The organism is Bacillus sp. SRB_331 (genome assembly GCF_003264175.1).
Classification (GTDB): domain Bacteria; phylum Bacillota; class Bacilli; order Bacillales; family Bacillaceae_G; genus Bacillus_A; species Bacillus_A mycoides.
Map to the genome: position 1 here is coordinate 1 of NZ_NADV01000034.1, position 24,511 is coordinate 24,511.

The window sequence follows — 24,511 nt, forward strand, 5'->3', positions numbered from 1 at the left end:
CAAAGTCTTACCTATCGCAACGGTAGTCAGCTTTAAAAGTAAAAAGAGCTCCGTCTACTGGTCGGAGGCTCTTTTATGAAAATCAGTGAGTTTCGTTCATTAAAACAGTATATGCATAAATTATGTTAGGGTGATGAGTGAGCACGTCTTATATCTATAAGGTATGTTTGTCTTATAAAATGGTGACAAGCTTATAAAAATTTCATTTTGCAGAAAAAAACCCTAGTTTCCTAGGGTAATGGTATAACAGCCAAATATATTTTATTCTTTTATATCGTAACGTAATATTACGTTAAAAACATCAGGTAAATGTAACCAATTGCAGAAAATAAGAGCAGCTAGCAAAAGCTAACTGCTTAGCCCCAAGTAAGAGAGAGGAGCACTTTATTAGGTCTAAGGCTGAAATAAGGGTTTTAGATGTTAAGACCTAAATATAGGGTTCTGGTGCAAAAAATATAACACTTGTGCAATGAATCTGTAAATCTTAGACATACTGATACTATTACTCTACAAAAGGGTGTGTGATCAGTATGAAAAAGGAAACTTTGTTTAAATGGAAGCACTATCAGCCAGATATTATTCTATTAACTGTACGTTGGTACCTACGGTACAATCTTAGTTTTCGTGATTTGGTAGAAATGATGGAGGAAAGAGGACTATCCTTGGCTCATACAACGATTATGCGGTGGGTCCATCAATATGGGCCGGAGTTAGATAAGCGAATTCGACGTCATCTCAAACAAACGAATGACTCCTGGAGAGTAGATGAAACGTACATAAAAGTAAAAGGACAATGGATGTACCTATATCGTGCCGTTGATTCTGAAGGGAACACGATTGATTTTTACCTCAGTAAATCTAGAAACCATAAGGCTGCAAAGCGATTCTTCAAGAAGGCTTTGCGGTCTTTTCATGTTTCAAAACCTCGTGCAATCACAGTTGATAAAAATCCCGCCTATCCCATTGCTATCAGCGAGTTGAAGAAAGAGAAAAAAATGCCGTTAGGCATTCAAATCAGGCAGATAAAATATCTAAATAACATCGTAGAGCAAGACCATCGTTTCATTAAAAAACGTATACGCTCTATGTTAGGACTTAAATCTTTTCGCACAGCTACATTTATTCTTGCAGGAGTAGAAGCCATGCATATGATAAAAAAAGAACAGATTGATTTACGGGATCAGTCTGTTCAAAATCAAAAACAATTCATTCATCAATTATTTGGATTAACAGCGTAAAGAACGATTCCGGTAGGAATCCTCAGTGTTTTTTGGAATGTATCCTTTATTTGCACCAGAACCCTCTTCAGTAATAACAGGACTAGGTTCTTTAAGGGGTAGCACCAACAAAACGCGAATATCGTACGCTAAGCAAAATTTTCATAAAGAAAAAGCCGATTTCCCTATATATTAAGGGCATCGGCTTTTGTTCATATTCTTTTACTTAATCAATTTCTGACATAAAACTTATAATAATAAAATTACTTTTACTAACTAGAAAAGGGTTTATACTGTACATTTTAAAATATCAATTAAGCACTAATATTTTGCTTATGCACTGTTTCACCTTTATGGGAAACATAACTGTGTGCTATCATTCCTAGCATTATTACAAACATCCCAAACCAAGATAAAATAGAGGGGAATGAAGAATGTAATAAGATTAGTTCTCCGATAACAGCAAAAAGCACCTCCATGGATTGTGTTGCTTCAACGGTTGCAAGTTTCTGCATATCTCCTTTAACCATATCAGTCGCTTTAAAAAATAAGATAGTTGCAATTACACCAGAGCAAATAGCAACTAAAATAGATTGCATAGTTTGCTCCTTACTAGGTATTCCTGCTGTAAAAAGACCGTACAAGGATAGTAAAAACCAAAACGGTAAGCTAGCTAATGTCATTCCAAGGACACGTTGATAAGCATCTAGACGATCTCCACAAACCTCCATCATCTTACGATTCCCGAGTGGGTAAGCAAAAGAAGCTACAATAACAGGGATAATACCTAACATAATATCTTTTACAGCAAGCGATTTTGCTTGTTCCATTTGCATAAGGAAAATACCAAGAAGAATAATCAATGACATACTCATACCCTTCATTGGAATTTTTCCTCTTTTCTTAATAATTCCATCTGGTGTTTGATAGGTTTGGATAAAAAGAGGAGCTAACAAAGATCCTGATATAATAGTAACTTGCCATGTCCCCGCAATAATCCATCCTGGTGCATGTGCAGCGGCAAAACATAATGGAGCATAAAATAGACCAAAACCTACAAAACTCCATAAAAACCATGCACTTAAATCCTCTCTCATAACTTGTAATAATACTTTTAATTTTTTTCGACTCATAACAAGAAGTAAAAGGAATGGAAGCATGAAAATAAACCTTAATGAAGCACTCCATATCCAGCTACCACCTGATAATTCCATTGCTCGATTTAATATAAATGTGAAAGCAAAAAAGAAAGCAGCACATATACCTAAAAAAATAGGGCGCAAATTTCTCATCTCAATCTGCCTCATAAGTCATTAATTTCTCAAGACTTAACCAGTTTTGTTCTACAAGATGCGCTGTTGTTTCGTTATCTTTATTTTTGCACGCCTCTATAATTTGCTGATGTTGTTCTACTGACTTTAGACCATTTATAGAAGTGAACTGAGAAATTTCGAGACGTTGAATCTTAGATATACTTCGTTCTAACGCACGAATGATTTCAGGATTTCCTGCCACATCTAAAAAAACATTGTGGAATAACTCGTCAGCTTCAATTGCTTTTATAATATCTTTTTTCTCAATAGATAATAGTAAAGCCTTATTACTGAACTCTAATTCTTGAATATCCGACTCTTTTAATAATGGTACTGCTAAACGAGCAGCTAACGAGTGTAAAACTGCTACCACAGTAAATGCGTGTTTCGCCTCCTCAATATTTAATGGTGCAACACGAGTAACTGAACCAGGAATAGATTCAACAAGTCCTTCATCCTCAAGACGCTTCAACGCCTCTCTAACTGGAGTACGGCTAATTCCAAATTCTTCTGCTAATTCTTTGTCATTTAAGCGTTGCTCTGGTTGCAGCTCTAGTGTAACGATTGCTTTTTTCAAAGTTAGATATACTTCATCTCTAAATGACATACGTTTAATGGGTTTAATAATATCTTTTTTCATAAAACCAATATATCGGATATTGGTTTTGTGGTCAACTCTAATTTTTCAATAAAATATACTCGATTATCAAATTCTAAAAACGACCGTTTAAGGAACTCTATTTAGTTCTAACAAAACTTAAAAAAATACGGTCAAAAACTAGTTCTAAAACTCATTGCCAAAAACAAAGTATCATAACAAACATCAAATAACGTTTAAGGAACCTTCTTAACGTATGAAAAAACCAAGTTTTTTAAAGAAATAAATCCTTAGTGTATGAAATTCGCGTTTTGTTGGTGGGACTCCCTAATTAATCCGCTTAATGGATTCGGTCTCGTCTGTTTTGGATACTATTTTATGTGAAATGGAGATATTATTTTTATTTCGGGTAGATTTCTTGCGAAATATGTACCTAGAGCCGTATTTAAATTTAAATGTGATACGATAGTTGTATATATGCATTTAGATGGTAAAAGGGGATGAGTATTGATGAAAAACCATATAAAAGTAAACTGAAGGGATTTTTCTAGATATATTGAATATCGATAAGTGGGATTATGTTAAATTTTTAATATGGTTTTTAATCTCTGGACCGGATTAAAATTGTTAAATAAAAATTATTTATACAAACTAATCCCTTATCTATTATAGATAAGGGATTAGTTTAGTTTTGTTGTATGGTATAAACAAAATTGGGTGTCATAATATATGGTAACATGAATATTCATGTGTTTTTAAAATTTTATCTATTCTAAATAAACAAAAAGAACTAGTATGATACTAGTTCTTTTCGTTTGTAGATCCATATTTAAGTAGTAGGGTACTACATATAAATCCGTGATCTTTTTCTTATTTCATTTTAGAAGGATATTTCCAATCCTGTTTTTTCTTAGAAATAGTTGAAGGGATTTCTCTTTTTTGATTTTGCTTTTCCATATTTTTTAATGATGTATGCACTTGTTCCACTTGTTCTTTTACTTCTTTTAGCTCCAGTTTCATTTCCATAAGTAACCGTAAAATAGCATCTCCTTTATTCATTGCAACATACTCCCTTCATTTTTCTCTTATTGCTTTTCTATTAACTGAACTTGAAAAACATCTGATTCCTTTATACCTGGAACTCTCATTTCTTTCCACGTTGTCTTCCTCCGTTATTTTTAAACGATGTAATCATAATATCTTTTTAACGAAAGCTTAGACTTAAAACCTACCTGTTTTATTATTTCTCCCTCTAAAACTTCATTTTCGATTAACCGTAAGATGAAGGTATTCCGTAGATGTTGTGCTGAAATTCCTTTTCGTAAATTCGCTCTTTCAACTTCAAGTCGAATCATTTTTTGAACAGCAATTTCTGTTAAGGCTTTTGGAGCATCGTTGTCATATGACCAATGATAAGTTTTTCGAGTAAAATCAAATGCAACGAATAGTGGATCATCACTATGGTACCTTGGACGAACAGGTTCAGGAATGCTTTTGTTATAATTATATAAGCGCTTTTTATCATCTTCACTTAAAACAATCGTTCTCTCTATACCCACTATTCCTGGTACTGAGATCGTGTTGTTTTCAAAATGAACGTGCTTCATCTGTAAACCTACAAGTTCTTGTAAGGACAATCCATTATTAATGAGTAAATGCACAACAGCAATGTTACGATCCATAAGTACTGGACGAACAGAGATTTGTTTTTCTGTTAACCCTTCTAATGAGGTTAAAATGTACTTTAATCTTTTTTCTTCCGCTTTAGAAATAAAGTCTTCATCTCGTAACGCACGATTAGGCTGAATTACAAAATTCATATCTTCTATTGGGTTAGGTAGATCTAAACATTTATAAAGTCTACTTAGTACAATATAAACACGATGTAACGTTTTATCCGAGTAATTTCGTTGCATCTTTAAATCATTAAAATACTCTTCATAATCCTCTGTATTAAGTGTCGTCCATATATTTTGTAATGGAAGCTTTTTAGATTCTTGCAACCATTGACCAAAATCTTCAATATCATAGGCATATCGTTTAATTGTAGAAGGTTTTCTACCTTTATCTAATAAGAAAGAAGAAAAATGCTGTACTGTGTCTTGGAACTCTTTTGTTGGCATAGCCTTATCATCCTAATTTTTTCTTTTAGTATATCAAATTTTAAATCGCTTAAAGTATACATACCCTTCTAAATTTATACCTGGGGTATCACTAACATTTCGGAAAAACCCTACGCTAAGAGTATACAAGATTTTATACAGTTTTTCGGCTAATCCAGTAACAAACAAGAACCCTAAAACCGCATCAGTATAGGAATGTATAAAAAAATGCATAGACCATAGAACAAAAAAGAAGGTTCCCTTGTGAGAGTAGGGTTCCGTCTTGTCCTTGCTACCAATAATAGGACATTATGTTAACCTGTCGTGAATATGGTATACATTAAAAAATGTCTTAACGTGTCCCCATAATTTGATTAAACATTATTTTCGTTCTTGTTCCATCACTACATAAACCCCATTTATGTTAAAATAAAGAAAAATCAGAAAATAATTCTTGTTCTATTAACAGATAGGATTGTAGAAGAGGGGGAAATTGTTTTGCTAATTAGAGAGATAGAAATTGAAGATGCTGAAAACTTCATAAATCTAATAAAGGAAGTTGAGAATACTTCCGATTTTATGCTTATGGAGGCTGAAGAAAGAAAAACCACCATAGAACAACAACAAAAGCAATTAGAACGAATAAAACAGCAAAACAATTCAACAATATTTGTTGCTGAAGAAAAGGAAAAACTAATTGGATATTTAATTGCTATGGGTGGAACTGTTAAGAGAATAAAACATTCTGCTTATCTTGTTATAGGTATCCTACAAGAACATAGAGGAAAAGGGATAGGAACAAAACTATTTGAAAACGTAACAACATGGGCTCCAAAACATAACATATCACGATTAGAACTTACCACTGTAACAGAAAATGAATCTGGAGTCGCTCTATACAAAAAAAGTGGATTTGATATTGAAGGAACAAAAAGAAGCTCTCTATGTATTAACGGTAAAACTTTTAATGAGTATTATATGGCGAAATTATTATAAACTTCATATTCTGTTCTTGAAAAATCATAAATGCTAACATTCCTGACATAGAACAAGAAGAATATAATCTAAATTAACTTCTGATAACGAGAATTATGTAAATGAGCTGTCCATATGGGCAGCTTATTGTATTTTTTGCTTAGCATGGTTTTCCTGCCAAGAACCCAGATATCAAAAAGATTGGCAGGATTCGAACAAATCTATCACGCCTACCTCTCCAAATAAAGCCGTGTTTTATATCGATGAATAGAAATTCTGCAACATTCTGTATTTTTATTTTGCAATAAACAGAGACCCCTCCTTATACTTTTTTCTTTATATACATTTTTCTATTCGTTTTGGGTTAAGTTATTTCTAGAGGGGACATAGCAATTTCAATAAGTATATTTATATATTACTGTTCGTAAAGTTTAAAATTAGAATTTTATTGAATTTATTATATAGTTTAATTCTGAAGGGAAGGTGATTATCAATTGGAACAGCAAGAAAAAATCCCTTGTTATCCTATAGAATCTTTGCATGATCTTATTCAATTGCTAAAGAAATCCGGAGATTTCACTGAATTAAAAATCGATTCAGATAATACTCTTGTAGTGATCTCATATTTTCGGACATTGATTGATGTAAATATGTTACAAGAAGATGTTTTACCGTACATAAAAGAAAAGCCTTTCGATTCACTACAAGATATTCAAGCTGTTTTACCAATTGGAGTTGCAAAAGTAACAAAACAAATAGAAGACATTCAGAATGATATTTTAGACGGGTATATACTAATTCAAATAGATAAAGATGTATCAAGTGGTTTGTTAATAAATGTATCAAAAAAAGAAGGCAGGGATATTTCAAAAGCTGAAATTGAATATAATATTGTAGGCCCACAAATCGCATTTGTTGAAGATCTGGATACAAATTTGAATTTGCTGCGCAGAAGGCTTCCAACGCCGTTTCTCCAAGTAGAGGCATTGAGAGTAGGAGATCTTTCTAATACTTCTGTGGCGGTAGTATTTATTGAAGGAATTGTAAACAATCAAAATGTAGAGGAAATCATAAAACGGATAAGTAAAGTTAAAATAGACCACATTCTTGATAGTACTTACTTAGCCCGACTGATTGTAGATAATCCAAATTCTATTTTTCCACACTTCCTTAATACAGAGCGTCCGGATCGTGTAGCTGCTGTTTTGGCAGAAGGAAAGGTTGCACTATTTGTAGATGGCTCACCGTTTGCTATTACACTCCCTACGACATTGATTGAATTTTTTTCTTCAACAGAAGACTATACTATGCCTTGGGTTTTAGCTTCTTTTTTTCGGTTGTTAAGAATTTTTGCTTTTATATTTTCCATTTTAACTACTCCCTTATATGTTGCAATATTAACATATCATTACGAGCTTATTCCGAAAGAACTTCTTGAAACATTGGTGATTTCTAGAAGTAAGATACCTTTCCCTCCAGTAATCGAAGCGTTTTTTTTAGAAATAACTATTGAATTACTGAGAGAAGCAGGGGCGCGCTTACCAACTAAAGTTGGATTAACCGTAGGTATAGTAGGTGGTATTGTAATTGGACAAGCATCGGTACAAGCCAGTCTTACAAGTAACGTGCTTATCATTATTGTTGCTCTTTCTGCTCTTACATCATTTACAACTCCAATTTATAGAATTGGTATTACAATTCGAGTAATCCGCTTTCCATTTATAGTAGCAGCACAACTACTAGGGTTACTAGGGATTGTTATAGCAAGTTCTTTTCTTCTAACACATTTATTACGTACAAAATCGTTAAAGCGTCCTTATTTATTCCCTTTTTATCCTACAAGACTGGCAGATTGGAAAGACAGCATTATTCGTATGCCAATCTCATCAATGTTTGAGCGACCTTTATTTTCAAGAACCAAACAGCGCATTCGTTTTAATCCGGAAGACGCAAAGAAAAATGAAATTTTATCACGAAATGATTTTGATGATTGAACCTAACATGGAGGAACGTTATGAAGAACATTCCAACTGAGTATCAAGTCTCCCCATTTGTTGTATTTTTTTTAATTTGTACTATGCAAATGGGAGTCGGTATGCTTGGTTTTGAAAGAGTTAGTGCAAAGTTAGTAGGAAACGATGCATGGATTAGTACCCTATTTTTTGGATTGTCTGTTAACCTTATGATTTGGATTATTTATCAAATTTTGAATCAAGGGAATGGAGACATCATCATAATCCAACAGAATGTCTTTGGAAAATGGATTGGTGGAGTATTCAATCTCATTTTTCTAGCATATGTGTTAATGCTAGGTGCAACAACATTACACAGTTATATTGAGGTAGTACATGTTTGGATGTTTCCTTCTATGCCTACGTGGATTCTTTCGGGCTGGTTTTTGATTTTATGTTACTACATTGTAACAGGAGGATTTCGTGTAGTTGCAGGCATTGGTTTCTTTGGAATTGTCATTCCAAGTTTATTGTTCTTTACATTTTTCTATCCTTTGCAATACGCAGATTTTCGAAACCTATTTCCAATATGGCAGCATTCATTTCAAGAAATTATTAAAGGAATGAAAGGAACTATGTTCAGCTATCTAGGATTTGAAATGTTATTGATTTATTATCCCTTTATTAAAAATGCGCGAACCTCTCAGAGATATGCGCACTACGGGAATTTAGTAACGACGGTTATATACACATACCTTATGATTTTATCACTTGCATTTTTTAGTGAAAAACAACTTTCTAGTGCTATATGGGCATATTTAAGTATGACCAAAATCATCCAACTTCCCTTTATAGAGCGATTTGAGTACATAATAATCTCTGTCTGGGCGTTTTTTATATTACCGAATATGGCCATAACATTATGGGGAGTAAGTCGTGGCATAAAAGAGACATTTAGGATAAAACAAAAATTTATTTTGCCGTTTCTTCTTCTATTTATCTTCATTTTAACATTTTTCTTGAATAATCGTAATAAGCTGAATTTGTTAAATGGTTGGGTAGGCCAAGCTGGCTTTATTTACATATATATGTACCTTCCTATATTTTGGATTATCCAAACCATTCGAATAAAATTAAGGAGATAAAGATGAAACAGTGGGTATTTTTTCTCATATTAAGTGTCCTCTTAACAGGGTGTGCTAAAACTAAAATTGTTGATGACATCGATTTAATTCAAGTTGCTTCATATGATTTAGAGGCTGAAGATAAAATAAGAGGAACTTTTGCGATTTCGGCATATACAAGTAGTGGCAGTGGACAAACAAAAATTTATTCAGCATCGGGGAAGAGTAGTAAAGAAATTCTGGCAAGAGCATCTGAACAATCTTCTGGACCTCTAGAGTTAGGTCAATTACGCATGATTATATTTGATAAAAAATTAGCTAAAAAAGGAATGAAAGAAATTTTAGAAACTATGAACCGAATCCCAAGTATCGGAAATGCAATCTATTTAGCGATTGCAAATGAAAGCGGAGAGGCACTTTTAAGAGGAACTTACTCTAAAGAAAAAGGAGTTTCCACCTATTTATCTTCTTTAATTGAGCAAAATATTAAGAATGGGGTGCAACCAAAGACAAATTTTTATTTATTTTTAAATCAAGTTTATGATGATGCGAGAGACTCGTATTTGCCTCTAATTTCAAAAAAAGGAAATTTATTAGAATTAAATGGCGTAGTTTTATTTAAAAGGTATAAGATGGTTGATACACTCTCATCTAAAGATTTGTTTATATTCAAAGTGTTGACCGATAAATTTAAGAATGGAACGTATCAATCCCACCTTCCGGGTTTTTCTGATAATTATGCTACGATAGAAAACATTAAATCTGGAACAAAATACAAAATGAAAGGCAATAGCCGTAATCCATTCATTGATGCCCATATTCAAGTGACGGGTGAAATTCTAGAATTAACAAAAACAAAAAATTTGGATAATCCGAAAGAAATACGAAAGCTAGAAAAGATAATGGAAAAGGAAATAGAGCAAAAGGCAACCAAATTATTAAAAAGATTTATCAATAATGGAACAGATCCTATAGGTCTTAGAAAATTTGGTAGGACTCAAACAAAAAAGTGGAACGATAAAGAGTGGGAAAACTCCTATAAGCATTTACGTTTTCATGTAACCGCGGATGTGAAAATTATCCAATCTGGTGTGACAGAATAAAAAGTCACATAAGGTATGAAAACAGGAAAGCATCTCATGAAAAGTTGAGATGCTTGTTTGAGTATATTTAATAATTTTTATCGTTTTCTGACAGAAGACTCCTTCCTCAAAAATGTGAAGGTGTGAAACACCAATTTTAGGTGGGAGATGAATGTCAGTAGGCGTAAGCCTACGTTTTTTGTATACTGTAGATATACTATGAAAAAGTGAGGTGCAACCTATGTTAGTAAATAAAGCATATAAATTTCGTATCTACCCAAATAAGAAACAAGAAATATTAATTGCTAAAACGATTGGTTGCAGTCGCTTTGTATTTAACCATTTTCTTGCTCTTTGGAATGATACGTATAAAGAAGCGGGAAAAGGATTAACCTATCCTTCTTGCTCTGCCGAGCTTACGCAATTAAAAAAACGACAAGATACGCTTTGGTTAAAAGAAGTAGATAGTACCGCTCTTCAATCCTCATTGAAAAACCTCGCAGATGCTTTTTCACGTTTTTTCAAGAAACAAAATGATATGCCACAATTCAAGTCTAAAAAGAATAAAATACAATCCTATACAACAAAATGTATGAATCATAATATCGCCATTGTAGGTCATACAATAAAGTTACCGAAGCTCGGTTTCGTTAGATTTGCCAAAAGTCGTGAAATGTCAGGACGTATCCTAAATGCCACGATTAGACGAAATCCAAGCGGTAGACACTTTGTGTCTATTCTTACAGAAACAGAAGTGCAACCAGTAGAAAAAACAGGTTCTTCTGTTGGTATCGATGTGGGGTTAAAAGATTATGCCATTCTTTCAGATGGCATAACATACAAGAACCCTAAATTCTTCCGTACATTAGAAGAAGAGTTAGCGAAAGCACAGCGTATCCTTTCTAGAAGAACAAAAGGTTCTTCGAACTCGAATAAACAATGTGTGAAAGTTGCACGAATCCATGAACATATTGCAAATGCAAGAGCTGATTACTTACATAAACTTTCTACTGAAATCATCAAAAACCACGATGTTATCGGTATGGAAGACTTACAAGTCAGTAACATGCTCAAAAATAGAAAGCTTGCAAAAGCGATTGGTGAAGTATCTTGGTCACAATTTCGAACGATGTCCATGAAACAACTGGAGTAGCAACAATTCATCAATTATCGGATGGCAAACGTATTTTACGACTCACCAATTTTGTAACTTCTAACGGGCCAGATGTTCAAGTCGTATTGATTCCTACGAAAATCTTAAAAAATAATGAAGATGTTAAGAATCATCGCTATATTGAATTAGGAAAATTAAAGGGCAACAAAGGCGATCAAAACTATGAAATTTCTGATGAGATAGATGTAAGTACATACGGTGCAGTTTCTGTATGGTGTAAGAGATTTAATGAAAACTTTGGTGCAGCTTATTTTGCAAAATAAGAAATAATAAAAACAGGTGATAGAGTTGAAATCTATCACCTGTTTTTTGTTTTGTAGAATGTATGGAAGAAGGGAAAGTTGCGTTGTAGATTTAGAGAAGGCAAGAACGAGCTGCATTCCTATAAATAACTGTAAAGAAGCAGAAGTGTTGTTTGGTAACACCCTCTTTGCTAGTGAATTAAAGAGATCAAAATTCGTTTACGATATTGAGAAATTCAGCAGAAATCTGATTTATTTGTAATTTCATGAAAGACTTTTGTAACATTTATGCAAGAAATTTGAAAGGTATTTAAATTATGATGAACTTACGAACATGAAATTCAGATTAATAAGTAAGAAAAAAACACAAATAGAAAATGAGGAATGACGTTATGAATGAAAAATACAAAAAAAGGATACCAAAAGTCCTACCTGTAGGAATTGCAATGGGGATTTTATTCAGTGCTAACCCAATAGCAAGTCCATTAACGGAAAATAAGGTGAAAGCAGATGTTGATACGTTTGCAACAATTGTTACAACATTTGGAAGTATCTATGATGCGTTTCTTAAAGAACCATTTGGGAAATGGTTAGAGGAAATCGATGTAAAAAGCTATTATTATGCTCAGCATGAAAACATTGCTTACAAAGCCCCTACTTTTAAAAATGGGGAATTTGGTATTAGCGTATTTGATTATTATAAAGATAAAAATTTTAGCAAGAAAGTTAAACTTGCTTATCCAGACGGAAAAGTTGAATATAAAACGATAAAGAATGGGGAACAAATTCGTATTAAACAAGCTGGTACAATTGTAGACTTAACTCCTGATGAACCATCACTATCTAACCATGATATTTTGTATATTACACAAAAACAATTAGATGAAGGAAAAACGGGTGTTGCACTTGCGACTTTCAAAACCTATTATCTACAAAGTGATAATAGCGGCCGTAAAAATGATTTAGCAGATAAATATTTACGAGACACATTCCCAAACGCTTATCTGAAAAGCGGTCTGCCTGATATTCGTACTGATGAGAATGAACTGTTTAAGAAACTACCAGAAGAAAAGCGAATGCTGGCAACAATTACTTCAAAGCCAGTAAGTAAAGAAGAAATTTTTTCTCTTACAGATTCGGATACTCATGAATTGCGTTATCGTATGGCTGATATTCTCACACAACATAAAGAAGGGGCGTATTCCTCTATTTCGATGAAAATTAAAACCAACGATGGATTCCTTCGAAGCTGGGAGGACGGCAGGCTTTCTCAAGCTCGAGTATTTAACGAAATTCCGTACGGTAGAGAATATTTTCAAATTATCCCAATTAAAAAAGGATCTAACAAAGTTATTTTAAAAGGATATTTACACTATATCCCGAGTGTATTGGGTTCTACGGAAGGAACGTATAATATCGGTCCTGATAAAGTATGGACACTCCATGATACAGGAGAAGAGGGACGCTTTGTTTTACAAAATGACAAAGGACAATATTTATCTGTTGATGATTCCTCAGCAAAGTTCACTGATCAGTATAAAGAGGCTTCTTTATTTAACGCTGATTTGAAGAACGATAAATGGAATAATTGGTTAATCAAGTGGTATCCTGGTAAAGAAAATAAAAACCCGGAATATCATGGATTTCAAATAGTAACTGATGAAAAAGATTCAACTAAACGCTCTGCAAAATATTCTGATGGAGACGTGATAAAAGACAGTTGGATAACATATGCTGGAAAACGTTTTTACGCAGATTCTGATGGATTCCTCTTGAATGGTTGGCAAGACATTAAAGGTAAGACGTATTATTTTGGTCAGAACGGCGCGTTCCAGAGAGGTTTTGTTCATCCAGATATTGATGGTAAGCAATACAACTTTGATGATGAAGGTGCTTTGCAAAAATCATCATGGATAAATCAAAAATATTCTGACCATACTGGAGCATTTGTTAAAGAAGGCCTACGAGAAATCGATGGTAAAATGTACTACTTCCAAAATTACAATGCAACTAAAGATGAAATACGTCTAGAAGATCAAAATATCATTCTTCATTTTTCTGATAAAGGCGTACTTGAGAAGGCTTCTATGCTGAACGGAGAAGCGCTAAGTGATGTTGGAACTAATTTTACTGTTGATGGAAAAAAATATTACGTTAATCAAAATGGAGAAGTTTTACCTACAGGATGGCGTGATGATGGTGGTAAATATGGTAAATACTATCTGAACGATAAAGCTGAAAGGGTAGGCGGTCTTCAAGAAATAGATGGAACATTATATTACTTCGCCGACAAAGGTGAATATTATAGTTATGGAACATTGTGGCCTAATTATACGGGTAAGTATTACACTGATAATAACGGTGTAACTAAGCGAAACTTCAAGGGTAAAACAGGTAGTAAATCTTATGCTAATGGTAAGCTGGACAGAGAGGAATACATTGAAACTGACGACTCGGGACGTATTACTGCTAAGCATTGGATAAATGTAAATTAACGGATTTTTAATAGCCTTATCTCTTACAAAGAGTGAAGTACGATGTGTAAAAGTGGGTCATATTATGCAGCTTATGCCTATATGACCCACTTTCATTTTATTCATTTCTCTGAGGTGTAACAAAATGCAACGAATACATATAAGATTATCTCTCATATAATTATTTCTGTTAGTACTGAACCTATTTATATTTTTTTCAGCCCTGCCATTTTTACCTTGGTTTGTTGAAAATACTTTGGGATGGTTAGGCATCTTGGCTACCACTCCTTTCCTATTAATTATCAGTAGAATAATGCCCCAACTTAAACAAAGTGAAGAATGTTACATAACAAGAACACGAGCGATTGTTCCTTTTATTGCAGCTATTGTTTCACTATGTATTATGTTATTACCTACTATGGAATTATTGATTGTAATCGTTCTTATAATGAATGGTCTAATGGCTCTCATAACAATTATATATTTATTGCAAGATTTCTGGAAAATTAATAAAAAATATAGATAAATAGCATCTTTAATTGTAATACATACTAACAATTAAAGGTGCTGTTTTTTATGATCAAATTTTTTGAAAGTGAAATTTGATACATAAATGACACTTGTTATGGATAATGTTCTTAATAACCATTTCGTTTTAATGTTCGATAAATGGTAGTTCTATCAACGTTTAGAAAATCAGCAATTTCCTGTTTCGTTTTTCCCTGTTCAAGTAACTCAATTATCAAATCAGTTTTAGACTTATTAATTTTAGGCGTTCTCCCCAGTTTCCCGCCATTTTCTACATATTTCATGCGACCAGCCTGTGTTCGCTCCAGTATATAGTTTCGTTCAATATCAGCAAATAAAGATAAGATTGTAACCATTACTTTCGTAGTCATGTCATCTTTCTTCTGAGTATCAATGTTATCATTAATAGCAATGACGCCAATGTCATTTTTAATCAGTTTTTCATGGGTACGAATCATATCAGAAAGATTTCTACCTAAACGATCTAATTTATAGACAATAAGTGTATCACCTGGATTTAATTGCTGCATAAGAATTTGGAATTGTTCTCTCTCCATATTTTTACCGCTCTGCTTTTCCTCAAAAATATATTCTTCTAACAATTCAATTTGGTTTGTTTCACAATATGTAAGTATTGCTTTTTTCTGGAATGTGTAATCTTGTTGTGAAGTTGACACTCGAATATATGCGTAATTCATTTTTTGTTCTCCTAACGTTGCATAAACTTATTTTTCTATTTTGCTACAAATATCGTATCATTTTCGGGATTCGATTTGCAACATAATATATGCAACGTTATGACGCCATAAAAATCAAGACCAAGTGGAGTGTTGCATAAATGTTAATTTTTGTAACGTTTTACTTAGGTCTATTTTACCCTTAGCGTACAGGGTATTGACTTAAATGTGTCTAAATTGTGTCGTAACGTACAATTTTCTTTTTTTGATATGGTGGCCCCATACCCATCAACTTAAGAAAAATAAACGCCTCCAAAACGATAAAAGTGAACTTCGGTGTAAAAAAACACAAAATTTCCATTTAGGGGGCACTTTAAAATCTTAGGTTGATGGGGATGTATGGTGACCCCTTATATATCAATCTCTACAACAAAACACCCAAGAACTATCAAAGACCTTACTTCGCCTGTTCAATCTCTTACATAAAAACGGAAGGAAATCTCATCGTTACGAGAAGAAAACAGTCTTTGATATCTTGGGTGTCGTATATAATTGTTCTGCATCTCACAATATTGCGGCTTAAATAAAAAAATTGAAACCCTTTAGGGCTTATTTCGTATGCAAATCTTTATATAATCTACAATTATTCTCTAGAAAAAAGAAAATCTCTTACCCAAAGTTGACCTTACATAACCTTAAGTTGATGGGCATGGGGCATGGGGTAATTCTGAGTTATTAACTTGATAGGCATGTATGGTGACCCCAACTAACGTAAAAACTCCATTTTGAATAAAGATTGTTCAAAACGGAGTTAATTCTTTAAATTATGTTTTTGATTTTTATAAAAAAGTTTAAGCATTTCTTGTGATTGTTATTAAAGAAAAGCGCCCGGTGCATCTTTGTTTCAAACCGACACTATATTATTGTTATTACAAACAATGCTTAATAAAGGAGACTACTTATACTTGTTGGTTTAGAATAAAGTTTGATTAAAGCTACCTCTTTTGTTTGCAAATTATTTAATTATAAAGGATACGATTACTAAAATGACAAGCAGAATTCCACCTAAGAATTGTCCTAATCCAGAAGCCTCTCCAAGAATCAACAAATTGAAAAGATTTTTTCTTGTTTGAGTTTTTCCTACGAATGCATCATCTTTTTTCATTCTATATAATCCCCATAAGATTAATACCACTCCAAAAACGATACCAAATAATTTTAAAGCCATTATATTTACCTCCACTTATTATACAAATAATGAATTTTTTCCTACTTATATTCATTATTTGTATTTTGCTATATTGTTTGAATGTTTCTTGTCAATTATATTTGTATACTACTATTAGTCATCTTCTTCAAATATAAAAACTTCTTCAATTGATAGGTTGAAAACAGCAGATATTCTATATGCTAGTAAAACAGATGGATTATACTTTTGCTTTTCCAACGAAATAATCGTTCTTGAAGATACAAATACTTTATCAGCTAATTCTTGCTGTGTTATTCCATGCTTTAAACGTAGCTCTTTTACTATATTTTTCATATAAATCACCTAATTAAAGAAAGCAACTATAATATTTTTTAGCTAATGTTTTAGTAATTAGGCAACATATTATAATGAGAAATAGCCCAGCATTCATTGGAATCATAATCCATTTCGAAAGAAACATCATAAGAATAATCATGAGCATTAGAATACTCATGGTAAATTGTGAAGCTTTTCCTTCTATTAAATCATCCCTCTCATCATATTCTTTTGATAGCTCTCTTTCTAACTGTTTACGATTAGTATTAAATTTAGTTTGAGAAACTAAAGCGAAAATTAAAAAGATCGCTCCTGTAAGTATCTTTAAATTACCTAAATAAAATCCCTCAGCAAAATTCGCTTCAGTGTGATCAAATATTATTTCAATAAAACCTATTGCAATCATTGCAAACGAACATAAATAAAGTTCTTTAAATCTATTGTTCAAACAAATCACTCCTAACACAACTTTATGTGAAGTTTATTTCATGTGAAGTCATCTTCATGTTATACTACCTTGAAGAGGATGTCTAGCATTAATTGGTTCTGACGCGAAAACTTCAAAACATATGCAAGTCATCTCTAAATCTGGTTCTGGTGAAAATATATAATGAAGAACAAAAATAACAATAGATTCCTAACAGAGTTCCCCTTATACTACAAGATCAAATACTTTATGAATGAATTTTTTTTGATTTTGAACAGACTGGTTTTCTAAATTACTGTGCTATCCGTCAATTAGGGGTCACCATACATTACTATCAACTTAAGATGAATTTATACCCATAATTCATAGAAAACGTTATTCTTTTTGTAGAAATATACAGAAAGGATGGCGTTTTTGTATGAATCTATCGATTCAAGATGAACTACAATTATTTGCTGAAGAATTATATGAACATCTTACTCCTTCATTTTTAGAAAACCTTGCTAGAGAACTAGGTTTTGTACAACGGAAACGTAAGTTTTCAGGGCATGATTTAGCTACTATCTGTGTTTGGATCAGTCAACGAGTAGCGAGTGATTCTTTAGTGCGACTATGTAGTCAACTTCATGCTGTTACAGGAACACTTATGAGTTCAGAAGGGCTCAATAAGCGTTTTAATAAAAAAGCTGTTTGCTTTTTAAAACACATTTTCTCTGCATTATTAAAAAGTAAAATTTGTGAAACATCAGTGATTCAAAGCTCTTCAATCGCTTATTTTCAACGAATTCGTATTTTAGATGCAACGATTTTTCAAGTGCCAAAATATTTAGCTAGTGTGTATCCTGGATCAGGTGGTTGTGCACAAACAGCGGGTATAAAGATTCAATTAGAATATGATTTACATAGCGGACAGTTTTTAAACTTTCAAGTTGAACCGGGGAAAAATAATGATAAGACCTTTGGAACAGAATGTTTAGCGACATTACGGCCTGGCGATCTATGTATTCGAGATTTAGGCTATTATTCACTGGACGATTTGGATCAAATGGACCAACGAGGCGTGTATTATATATCGCGGCTTAAACTAAATAATATGGTGTATATCAAAAATGAGTTTCCTGAATACTTTCGAAATGGGACAGTAAAAAAACAATCTCAGTACATCAAAGTTGATTTAGAACACATTATGAACACCTTAAAACCAGGACAGGTCCATGAAATAACAGACGGTTATATTGGAAAGGATAAAAAACTATTCACACGAGTTATTATGTATCGATTAACTGAAAAACAACTTCGTGAGCGTATGAAAAAACAAGTGTATACGGAAAGTAAAAAGGGCATTACATATTCAGAGAAAAGCAAAAGATTAGCTGGCATAAACATATATGTTACCAATACACCTTGGGAGATTGTTCCGATGGAACAAATACATGATTTTTACTCTCTTCGCTGGCAAATCGAAATTATCTTTAAAACTTGGAAATCACTTTTTCAAATCCATCATGGGCAAAATATCAAGCAAGAGCGATTAGAATGTCACATTTATGGAAAACTTATTGCTATTTTTCTATGTTCTTCTACTATGTTTAAGATGCGACAGTTGATTTTACAAAAGAAACAAAAAGAATGAAGCGAATATAAGGCCATTGGAATGATACAAGATCATCTATACATCTTATATCAGGCTATACAACAAAACACTCAAGAAATAACAAAAATCTTGTGCCGTCTATTCAGCCTCTTACTGAAAAATGGACGAAAATCTCACAGATATGAGAAAAAAACAGTCTTTGATATCCTGGGTGTTATTTATGAGTATAGTGGATTGGAAAAACAAAAGAAAATTGCATAATTTTTGAAATTGGGTTGATTGAGGTTTATTTGGTATGTTCATTTTTAAGGACACAAAGTATTTTAAAAGTTTTTCCGTTCATATGAACGAAAGTTCATTTTGTTTCTGCTCTTAAGTTGATGGGCATGTATAGTGACCCCTATTAGTGAATTAGAGTAGTTTTTTATTGGTAAAGTATTGTCAAGGTGTGGTAAATTCTTTGTCAATGGTTGGTACAAAAGATGGCAGAGGTGGTAAATTCCGAAGGCCGTAATCAGTAACCCCTTAAAGTTTGCTCACACAAATGATCTGTATATCAAAGATGAATTGATATGCAGATCATTTGTGTGAGCATTTATTTTTAAACAAAAAAGAAAAACACTCCTCGGAGTGCTTTTCTTTTTAATAAATATCATCTATACTGTTTTTACTAGGAGTTGAGTTTAGAATATAATCTCCTAGGCTTAGTAATACTTTTTATTTAATAAACCGCAAAATTGGCTGATTTTGTGGTTTATTTTTATGGACGATAAAATTTAACATGGCCACCATCACGATCGAACCAACCTCTAAATGCCCAGTTAATCCATCCACCATCACCTTTATTCGTAAATTCCCCATCTTCAAATACCCAAATTCCAAAAGTGATTCCATCATATACTGTTGTTCCGAAGAATTTAACACCGTTAAAACGATCATCATAGTTTTGGTTTAAATTAAAAACCATAACATTATAGCGTTGACCTGCAGAATAAAATGTTGATTCCATTACGCCTTTTACAAATCCTGAACGATTAGTTTGACTATTGATGGCATTCCTAACCAAATTAGCGATACCTAATACATCTATACTTACATCTAAATTTGCACTAGCTTTCGCTGCGTTTGGTAACTTAGACTCTACAAAATTACTAGGTAATTCAGTAGATAGGTTAGTAGGAATATTTGTTTTAGAAGGAGAGATCTCAGCCGCACTTGCATCTGTTGGTGCAAACGCCCCCAATCCTCCTAAACCGATAGCTCCAGCTAAAGCAATGTTCACTAACTTTTTCATTTTTTTCATAAAAAAACCTCCTTTATATTTTTATAAGGTATTAACCCTTACACTTCAAAGTATATATTTCTTATACAGGAGAGGCAAACAATTTAATTGAAAAGTCATTAAATTTTTAACGGTCGAAAAGTAATAAATATACAAAAAAATAATAAAGTTTATGCATATTTGGAACTGAATTCAAGGGAAATATACATTTGTAGGAATAAAAAAACATTGACTGAATTTTTCGTTAATATATGAAAAATCTTTTGTTTGGGGTAATTCTGAATTCTTAAGTTGATGGGAATGTGGCGGGACCCCACATCCATCAACTTAAGGTATCTTTTTATACAAAATGTGGTTTTTTCACGTAGTCTATTATTGGCCTCACCATACCATTTCGGGAAAATTGTACGTTTAGACACATTTTGAACATTTCCTGTACGTTAAGAGGCATCTGTCCAGAAAATCTTATATTTATGAACAGAGGATAAAACTCAACAATATCAACGCTTTCTGACTGTAATCATGTTCATAAAGTGTGTAAACAAATCAATGTTCAATTAAACTTAGATTTTTATCTTTCTGAACATGTATTTATTTTTAAAAATACTGTAAGAATAAGGTTTTGTAGTCCTTAGCGTACAATTTTCCCAGAATGATATGGTGACCCCTTGTAACATAATCGATTTTTCTACAAGTCGATAGCAAATCTTTTCAGTTCTTTCATCGATAAATTCTTGCCGTGGTCAATGGATTTACCGTCTAGATGCAAAGTACCGAAAAAAGTGAAGCAAACAAAAAGTAACTCTAAAATCAACCTTTATTGTATATTTTGGAGTTACTTGACGTTTACTATCTTCTAGTGAAAATTTATAACTTGCATGAGGGGGTTAGCTAAAATAGTTCGATAAATCTACGTGCTGCGTTGGAAAGATATCGTTGTTTAAGCCAAACTAATGCTATCTCTGATTGAAGAGAAGAATCTAGGATATCCAATACCCTAATTCCAATATTACGAAATTCAGATACTGAAGATTTAGGCAGTATACTTGCTCCAATTCCAGTTTCAACTAAAGAAAGAAGTATATTAATATCTGGGCATTCGCACAAAATATTTGGCTGGAATTCGAATCGTTCACATTCTTCTATAATTCTTTCATACAGCCCCTCTCCCTTCGTTCTGTGGACTAGCAATAAAGGTACATTTTCAATCTCTTTCATTTGAATAGCTTCTTTTGAATGGAAATTTTCCCAATTTTTCGGTGCCACAAAAACAAATGATTCCGTTCCCAAAGGAATCATAGAAAGGCCTTCCATTTCTAAAGGAAAACGAACAATGGCAAGTTCGATATTGCGTTTTTCCAACTGTTTACTCACTTCACCTGGATCTCCTCCCCGCAGTTTAAATGAAATCATTGGATAGTTTTCATGGAAATATTGAATTCTTTTAGGCAGATAAGAAACACATGAGGCAACTGTACCAATGGATAGAGAACCTCTGATTCCTTCACCAGCTTCTTTTACTTCTAATATCGACTCCTCAAATAAATTTAAAATATTCTGGGCTTTTTTATATAGAATTTTGCCAGCCTCAGTGAGTTCCATGGTCTTCCCATTTCTTTTTCGTTCTACTAGTACGGCACCAATCTCTTCTTCCATAAGTCGAAGTTGCTGACTTAATGGGGGTTGTGCCATGTGAAGTTTTTTGGCAGCACGAGAAATTTGTCCTTCTTCAGCAATCATAAGAAAATAGCGTAATTGTCTTATGTCCATCGTTTACCTCCAATATATATGATTTTGATATATGTAAATAACATTATAGATATTTTCTATATAATTATAGAGGTGATAATATGAGTAAGCAAATAAAATAGCATTAAAATAACTCAAGCATGGCTTTTAATGTTTGTCTGATGAGAAAGACAAACACGTAGGAGCTTAATATTATATGGGAGGTGGCAATATTGAATAAACCCCAATTATGGACAAGGGATTTTATCAGTATTCTTATTACTAATTTTCTCGCGTTTGCAACATTTTATTATTTATTGGTTACACTGCCGATATATGCTTTACAAGAATTGCATGGCACCGGATCTGAAGCAGGACTTATTACTACAATTTTTTTAATTGCATCCATCCTAACACGCCCATTTGCAGGTAAATGGATCGAAAAGTCAGGAAAGTTTATCGTTTTGATAAGTTCCCTTCTTGTTCTTTTCGCAGCTTCAATTTTGTATTTCATTCCACACTCTATGATTGGTTTACTAATTCTTCGCTTTTTTCACGGAATTGGCTTTGGAATGGCAACAACGGCCATTGGAGCAATTACTGCCGATCTAATCCCGGAATCCCGCAAAGGAGAAGGGATGGGGTACTATGGACTAACGTTAAATCTTGGTATGGCTATTGGTCCCTTTTTGGGTCTGACTGTTATGCAGCAAGCAGGAACAAATTTAATGTTTATCATAAATGCATTATGTGCTCTCTTTGCACTCGTTGCAGGATTATTCGTTAAATTACCTAAGAAAACTGTTATGTTAGAACGGACAATTGAACGAAAAACAGATATGAAAATTGGGGATTTTTTAGAAACCTCTGCCATTCCTGTATCATTGGTTTCAGCTTTCTTTGCACTGGTTTATTCAGGAATTGTTTCCTTCGTATCTATATATGCTAAAGAACAAAGTTTAGTGGAAGTTTCTGGTTATTTCTTTGTTGTGTACGCAGTGGTCCTTTTAATTTCTCGGCCTTTTAGTGGAAAATGGTTTGATTTATTCGGGGCAAATATTATAATTTATCCAGCTATTTTATGCCTTGCAGTCGGTACGTTCTTATTGAGTGTATCGAATACGTCCTTGTTATTTCTTTCAGCAGCAGCCCTTATTGGATTGGGTTGGGGAACCATGTTTCCCAGTCTTCAAACCATTGCCATTCAAGTAGCACCTCCTAAAAAGAGAGCATTAGCTACGGCTACATTCCTTTCTATATTTGATTTTGGGTTCGGCATTGGATCATTTATCTTTGGTATTGCAGTAACTAAAATTGATCATGGCTCATTATATTTTTATGGTTCATTCCTTATAATAAGCGGAATTGGTGTTTACTATTTACTGCATGGTAGAATATCTTCACGTTCTATTGTGGAAAAGGTAAAGAAAGAGATTGCTTAGGGTATTTTTAATTTATGAAATATAATGGAGTTGTGGATGCACTAGTGAAAAATTACTCTTTACGTGCATACAAATAAAAATAATTTGAACAAAGTACTTAAAATTATTTTTAATTATAAAACAAAAAAGCATGACATAAGCTGTCATGCTTTTTATCATAGTGCGAGGTGTTTTATTTGTTTTATATTCACGGCAAGTTTATGGGTTAGTAATTAATCCACGGCAAAGCTATGCTTCCTTTTCCCTCGAATAATCAACTAAATCTCCTCAATAACATGTGATTTCCGGCAAAGTTATGCTTCCTTTAGCGGCAACTTTATGGGTAAAGTCACAACTACTTCATGTAAAATGGACATTTTATTTATATTTTTGATAGCTTTATTGCGAAATATGTGCCTAGAGCGTTATTTAAATATGATACGATTGTTGTATAGTAGCAAGTATTAGAAGATAAGTAGAGAAAAAAGGGGACATCACTTTATTGGGGTCGCACCACATTGCCATCAACTTAAGGATTTTAAGTAGACCCTAAACAAAATTTTCTTTCTCTACAGCTAGTTATTAATAAGAGCGCAGCTTATTTAAACCTATATTTTGATGCAACTTTGCATATCCAAATATAGGGAGTCTATACACAGAGTGTGATTAAGTTATATTAAAAATATTTAAATTACATTATATTTTTTTGTTGGTTAAAATTTTTATCTTTTTACTACATATATAAAATTATAATTATTTTAATGAGATTAAGTATTAATTTTAGAAGTATAATATTTTCACTCATATTAATACTTAATAGTCGAATTATTGAATGCATTCGACAAAATTCTACTATTTACGCATTAAAAATTTAATGTTTTAATAAAGGTGTAATTGATATGACCACTAAGGTAGGAGCAGATTGTACTACTAAAAGTGCAGTAAAGTTTCAAGTAACATTATGTCGAAAAGAGTTGTCATAAAATTCGGTTAATGGGACTTGGAAAAAATCTAGATTCAGCAAAGTTTCACATTTGTAAAAATGGCTTACTAGGGGTTCTGGTGCAAAAATCGCA

The 24,511-nt window shown here is 32.9% G+C and carries 17 protein-coding genes and 4 pseudogenes; 11 read left to right on the forward strand and 10 right to left on the reverse strand.

The window, feature by feature from the left end; translation table 11 throughout:
* The first annotated feature begins 530 nt into the window (after positions 1-530).
* Positions 531-1,238, forward strand: coding sequence for an IS6-like element IS240C family transposase (locus B5P42_RS22635; protein WP_113735290.1), 708 nt, complete (start codon positions 531-533; stop codon positions 1,236-1,238).
* 293 nt (positions 1,239-1,531) lie between these two features.
* Here the strand turns inward: B5P42_RS22635 and B5P42_RS22640 are convergent, their stop codons facing one another.
* From B5P42_RS22640 to B5P42_RS22655, 4 genes are all read right to left on the reverse strand, one after another.
* Positions 1,532-2,509 carry a DMT family transporter gene (locus tag B5P42_RS22640; RefSeq protein WP_181458820.1) on the reverse strand — a complete coding sequence of 326 codons (978 nt, stop codon included), beginning with the start codon at positions 2,507-2,509 and terminating at the stop codon, positions 1,532-1,534.
* Position 2,510: 1 nt separating this feature from the next.
* The gene (locus tag B5P42_RS22645) at positions 2,511-3,170 is read right to left on the reverse strand and encodes a GntR family transcriptional regulator (RefSeq protein ID WP_113735292.1); all 660 of its coding nucleotides are present in this window, start codon (positions 3,168-3,170) and stop codon (positions 2,511-2,513) included.
* Positions 3,171-3,998: 828 nt separating this feature from the next.
* A complete protein-coding gene (locus tag B5P42_RS22650) occupies positions 3,999-4,187 on the reverse strand; it encodes a hypothetical protein (RefSeq protein WP_113735293.1) in 189 nt (62 codons plus the stop codon).
* 119 nt (positions 4,188-4,306) lie between these two features.
* Positions 4,307-5,251: a tyrosine-type recombinase/integrase gene (locus tag B5P42_RS22655; RefSeq protein WP_113735294.1), complete on the reverse strand. Its 945-nt coding sequence runs from the start codon at positions 5,249-5,251 to the stop codon at positions 4,307-4,309.
* Between the two features lie 477 nt (positions 5,252-5,728).
* Here B5P42_RS22655 and B5P42_RS22660 point away from each other — a divergent pair, with 477 nt between their 5' ends.
* The 7 genes and pseudogenes from B5P42_RS22660 (at position 5,729) to B5P42_RS22690 (ending at position 14,274) form a co-directional block, all read left to right on the forward strand.
* Complete coding sequence (locus tag B5P42_RS22660) at positions 5,729-6,226, forward strand: GNAT family N-acetyltransferase (protein ID WP_113735295.1); 498 nt, start codon at positions 5,729-5,731, stop codon at positions 6,224-6,226.
* Positions 6,227-6,699: 473 nt separating this feature from the next.
* Positions 6,700-8,199: a spore germination protein gene (locus B5P42_RS22665; protein WP_113735296.1), complete on the forward strand. Its 1,500-nt coding sequence runs from the start codon at positions 6,700-6,702 to the stop codon at positions 8,197-8,199.
* Positions 8,200-8,219: 20 nt separating this feature from the next.
* Entirely contained in the window at positions 8,220-9,302 is a 1,083-nt protein-coding gene (locus B5P42_RS22670) for a GerAB/ArcD/ProY family transporter (protein ID WP_113735297.1), read from the forward strand.
* Positions 9,303-9,304: 2 nt separating this feature from the next.
* A complete protein-coding gene (locus tag B5P42_RS22675) occupies positions 9,305-10,384 on the forward strand; it encodes a Ger(x)C family spore germination protein (RefSeq protein ID WP_113735298.1) in 1,080 nt (359 codons plus the stop codon).
* Positions 10,385-10,604: 220 nt separating this feature from the next.
* A pseudogene (tnpB, locus tag B5P42_RS22680) lies at positions 10,605-11,495 on the forward strand (IS200/IS605 family element RNA-guided endonuclease TnpB); the annotation flags it as partial.
* Positions 11,489-11,800: pseudogene (locus B5P42_RS22685) on the forward strand (DM13 domain-containing protein); the annotation flags it as partial. The pseudogenes tnpB and B5P42_RS22685, both read left to right, overlap by 7 nt.
* 371 nt (positions 11,801-12,171) lie before the next feature.
* Positions 12,172-14,274 (forward strand): N-acetylmuramoyl-L-alanine amidase family protein, encoded by a 2,103-nt coding sequence (locus tag B5P42_RS22690; RefSeq protein ID WP_113735299.1) that lies wholly within the window; start codon positions 12,172-12,174, stop codon positions 14,272-14,274.
* A gap of 617 nt (positions 14,275-14,891) precedes the next feature.
* Here B5P42_RS22690 and B5P42_RS22700 read toward each other — a convergent pair.
* The gene (locus B5P42_RS22700) at positions 14,892-15,479 is read right to left on the reverse strand and encodes a recombinase family protein (RefSeq protein WP_113735300.1); all 588 of its coding nucleotides are present in this window, start codon (positions 15,477-15,479) and stop codon (positions 14,892-14,894) included.
* 403 nt (positions 15,480-15,882) lie between these two features.
* Between B5P42_RS22700 and B5P42_RS22705 the strand changes: the two are divergent.
* Positions 15,883-16,041, forward strand: a pseudogene (locus B5P42_RS22705) (IS4 family transposase); the annotation flags it as partial.
* Between the two features lie 432 nt (positions 16,042-16,473).
* On the opposite strand, the gene B5P42_RS22710 reads toward B5P42_RS22705, so the two are convergent.
* The 3 genes from B5P42_RS22710 to B5P42_RS22720 all read right to left on the reverse strand — a co-directional run bounded on the left by B5P42_RS22710 (position 16,474) and on the right by B5P42_RS22720 (position 17,431).
* On the reverse strand, positions 16,474-16,686 hold the full coding sequence (locus tag B5P42_RS22710) for a hypothetical protein (RefSeq protein ID WP_113735301.1): 213 nt from the start codon (positions 16,684-16,686) through the stop codon (positions 16,474-16,476).
* A 114-nt stretch (positions 16,687-16,800) separates the two neighbouring features.
* A complete protein-coding gene (locus B5P42_RS22715) occupies positions 16,801-17,001 on the reverse strand; it encodes a helix-turn-helix transcriptional regulator (RefSeq protein ID WP_000790480.1) in 201 nt (66 codons plus the stop codon).
* Between the two features lie 13 nt (positions 17,002-17,014).
* Entirely contained in the window at positions 17,015-17,431 is a 417-nt protein-coding gene (locus B5P42_RS22720; RefSeq protein ID WP_113735302.1) for a DUF2178 domain-containing protein, read from the reverse strand.
* A 397-nt stretch (positions 17,432-17,828) separates the two neighbouring features.
* On the opposite strand from B5P42_RS22720, the pseudogene B5P42_RS22725 reads away from it, so the two are divergent.
* A pseudogene (locus B5P42_RS22725) lies at positions 17,829-19,265 on the forward strand (IS4 family transposase).
* Between the two features lie 499 nt (positions 19,266-19,764).
* Here the strand turns inward: B5P42_RS22725 and B5P42_RS22730 are convergent.
* Together B5P42_RS22730 and B5P42_RS22740 are read right to left on the reverse strand one after the other, a co-directional pair.
* Positions 19,765-20,307: a stress protein gene (locus B5P42_RS22730; RefSeq protein ID WP_113735303.1), complete on the reverse strand. Its 543-nt coding sequence runs from the start codon at positions 20,305-20,307 to the stop codon at positions 19,765-19,767.
* Between the two features lie 870 nt (positions 20,308-21,177).
* Positions 21,178-22,056 (reverse strand): LysR family transcriptional regulator, encoded by an 879-nt coding sequence (locus B5P42_RS22740; protein ID WP_113735305.1) that lies wholly within the window; start codon positions 22,054-22,056, stop codon positions 21,178-21,180.
* Positions 22,057-22,247: 191 nt separating this feature from the next.
* On the opposite strand from B5P42_RS22740, the gene B5P42_RS22745 reads away from it, so the two are divergent.
* Complete coding sequence (locus tag B5P42_RS22745) at positions 22,248-23,456, forward strand: MFS transporter (protein ID WP_113735306.1); 1,209 nt, start codon at positions 22,248-22,250, stop codon at positions 23,454-23,456.
* Positions 23,457-24,511 lie beyond the last annotated feature (1,055 nt).

Excerpts from the sequence above, each read along its gene's own strand:
- B5P42_RS22635 (WP_113735290.1), top strand. The coding sequence starts at position 531 with ATGAAAAAGGAAACTTTGTTTAAATGGAAGCACTATCAGCCAGATATT.
- B5P42_RS22640 (WP_181458820.1), bottom strand. The coding sequence starts at position 2,509 with ATGAGAAATTTGCGCCCTATTTTTTTAGGTATATGTGCTGCTTTCTTT.
- B5P42_RS22645 (WP_113735292.1), bottom strand. The coding sequence starts at position 3,170 with ATGAAAAAAGATATTATTAAACCCATTAAACGTATGTCATTTAGAGAT.
- B5P42_RS22650 (WP_113735293.1), bottom strand. The coding sequence starts at position 4,187 with ATGAATAAAGGAGATGCTATTTTACGGTTACTTATGGAAATGAAACTG.
- B5P42_RS22655 (WP_113735294.1), bottom strand. The coding sequence starts at position 5,251 with ATGCCAACAAAAGAGTTCCAAGACACAGTACAGCATTTTTCTTCTTTC.
- B5P42_RS22670 (WP_113735297.1), top strand. The coding sequence starts at position 8,220 with ATGAAGAACATTCCAACTGAGTATCAAGTCTCCCCATTTGTTGTATTT.
- B5P42_RS22675 (WP_113735298.1), top strand. The coding sequence starts at position 9,305 with ATGAAACAGTGGGTATTTTTTCTCATATTAAGTGTCCTCTTAACAGGG.
- B5P42_RS22690 (WP_113735299.1), top strand. The coding sequence starts at position 12,172 with ATGAATGAAAAATACAAAAAAAGGATACCAAAAGTCCTACCTGTAGGA.
- B5P42_RS22700 (WP_113735300.1), bottom strand. The coding sequence starts at position 15,479 with ATGAATTACGCATATATTCGAGTGTCAACTTCACAACAAGATTACACA.
- B5P42_RS22710 (WP_113735301.1), bottom strand. The coding sequence starts at position 16,686 with ATGGCTTTAAAATTATTTGGTATCGTTTTTGGAGTGGTATTAATCTTA.
- B5P42_RS22715 (WP_000790480.1), bottom strand. The coding sequence starts at position 17,001 with ATGAAAAATATAGTAAAAGAGCTACGTTTAAAGCATGGAATAACACAG.
- B5P42_RS22730 (WP_113735303.1), bottom strand. The coding sequence starts at position 20,307 with ATGAAAAAAATGAAAAAGTTAGTGAACATTGCTTTAGCTGGAGCTATC.
- B5P42_RS22740 (WP_113735305.1), bottom strand. The coding sequence starts at position 22,056 with ATGGACATAAGACAATTACGCTATTTTCTTATGATTGCTGAAGAAGGA.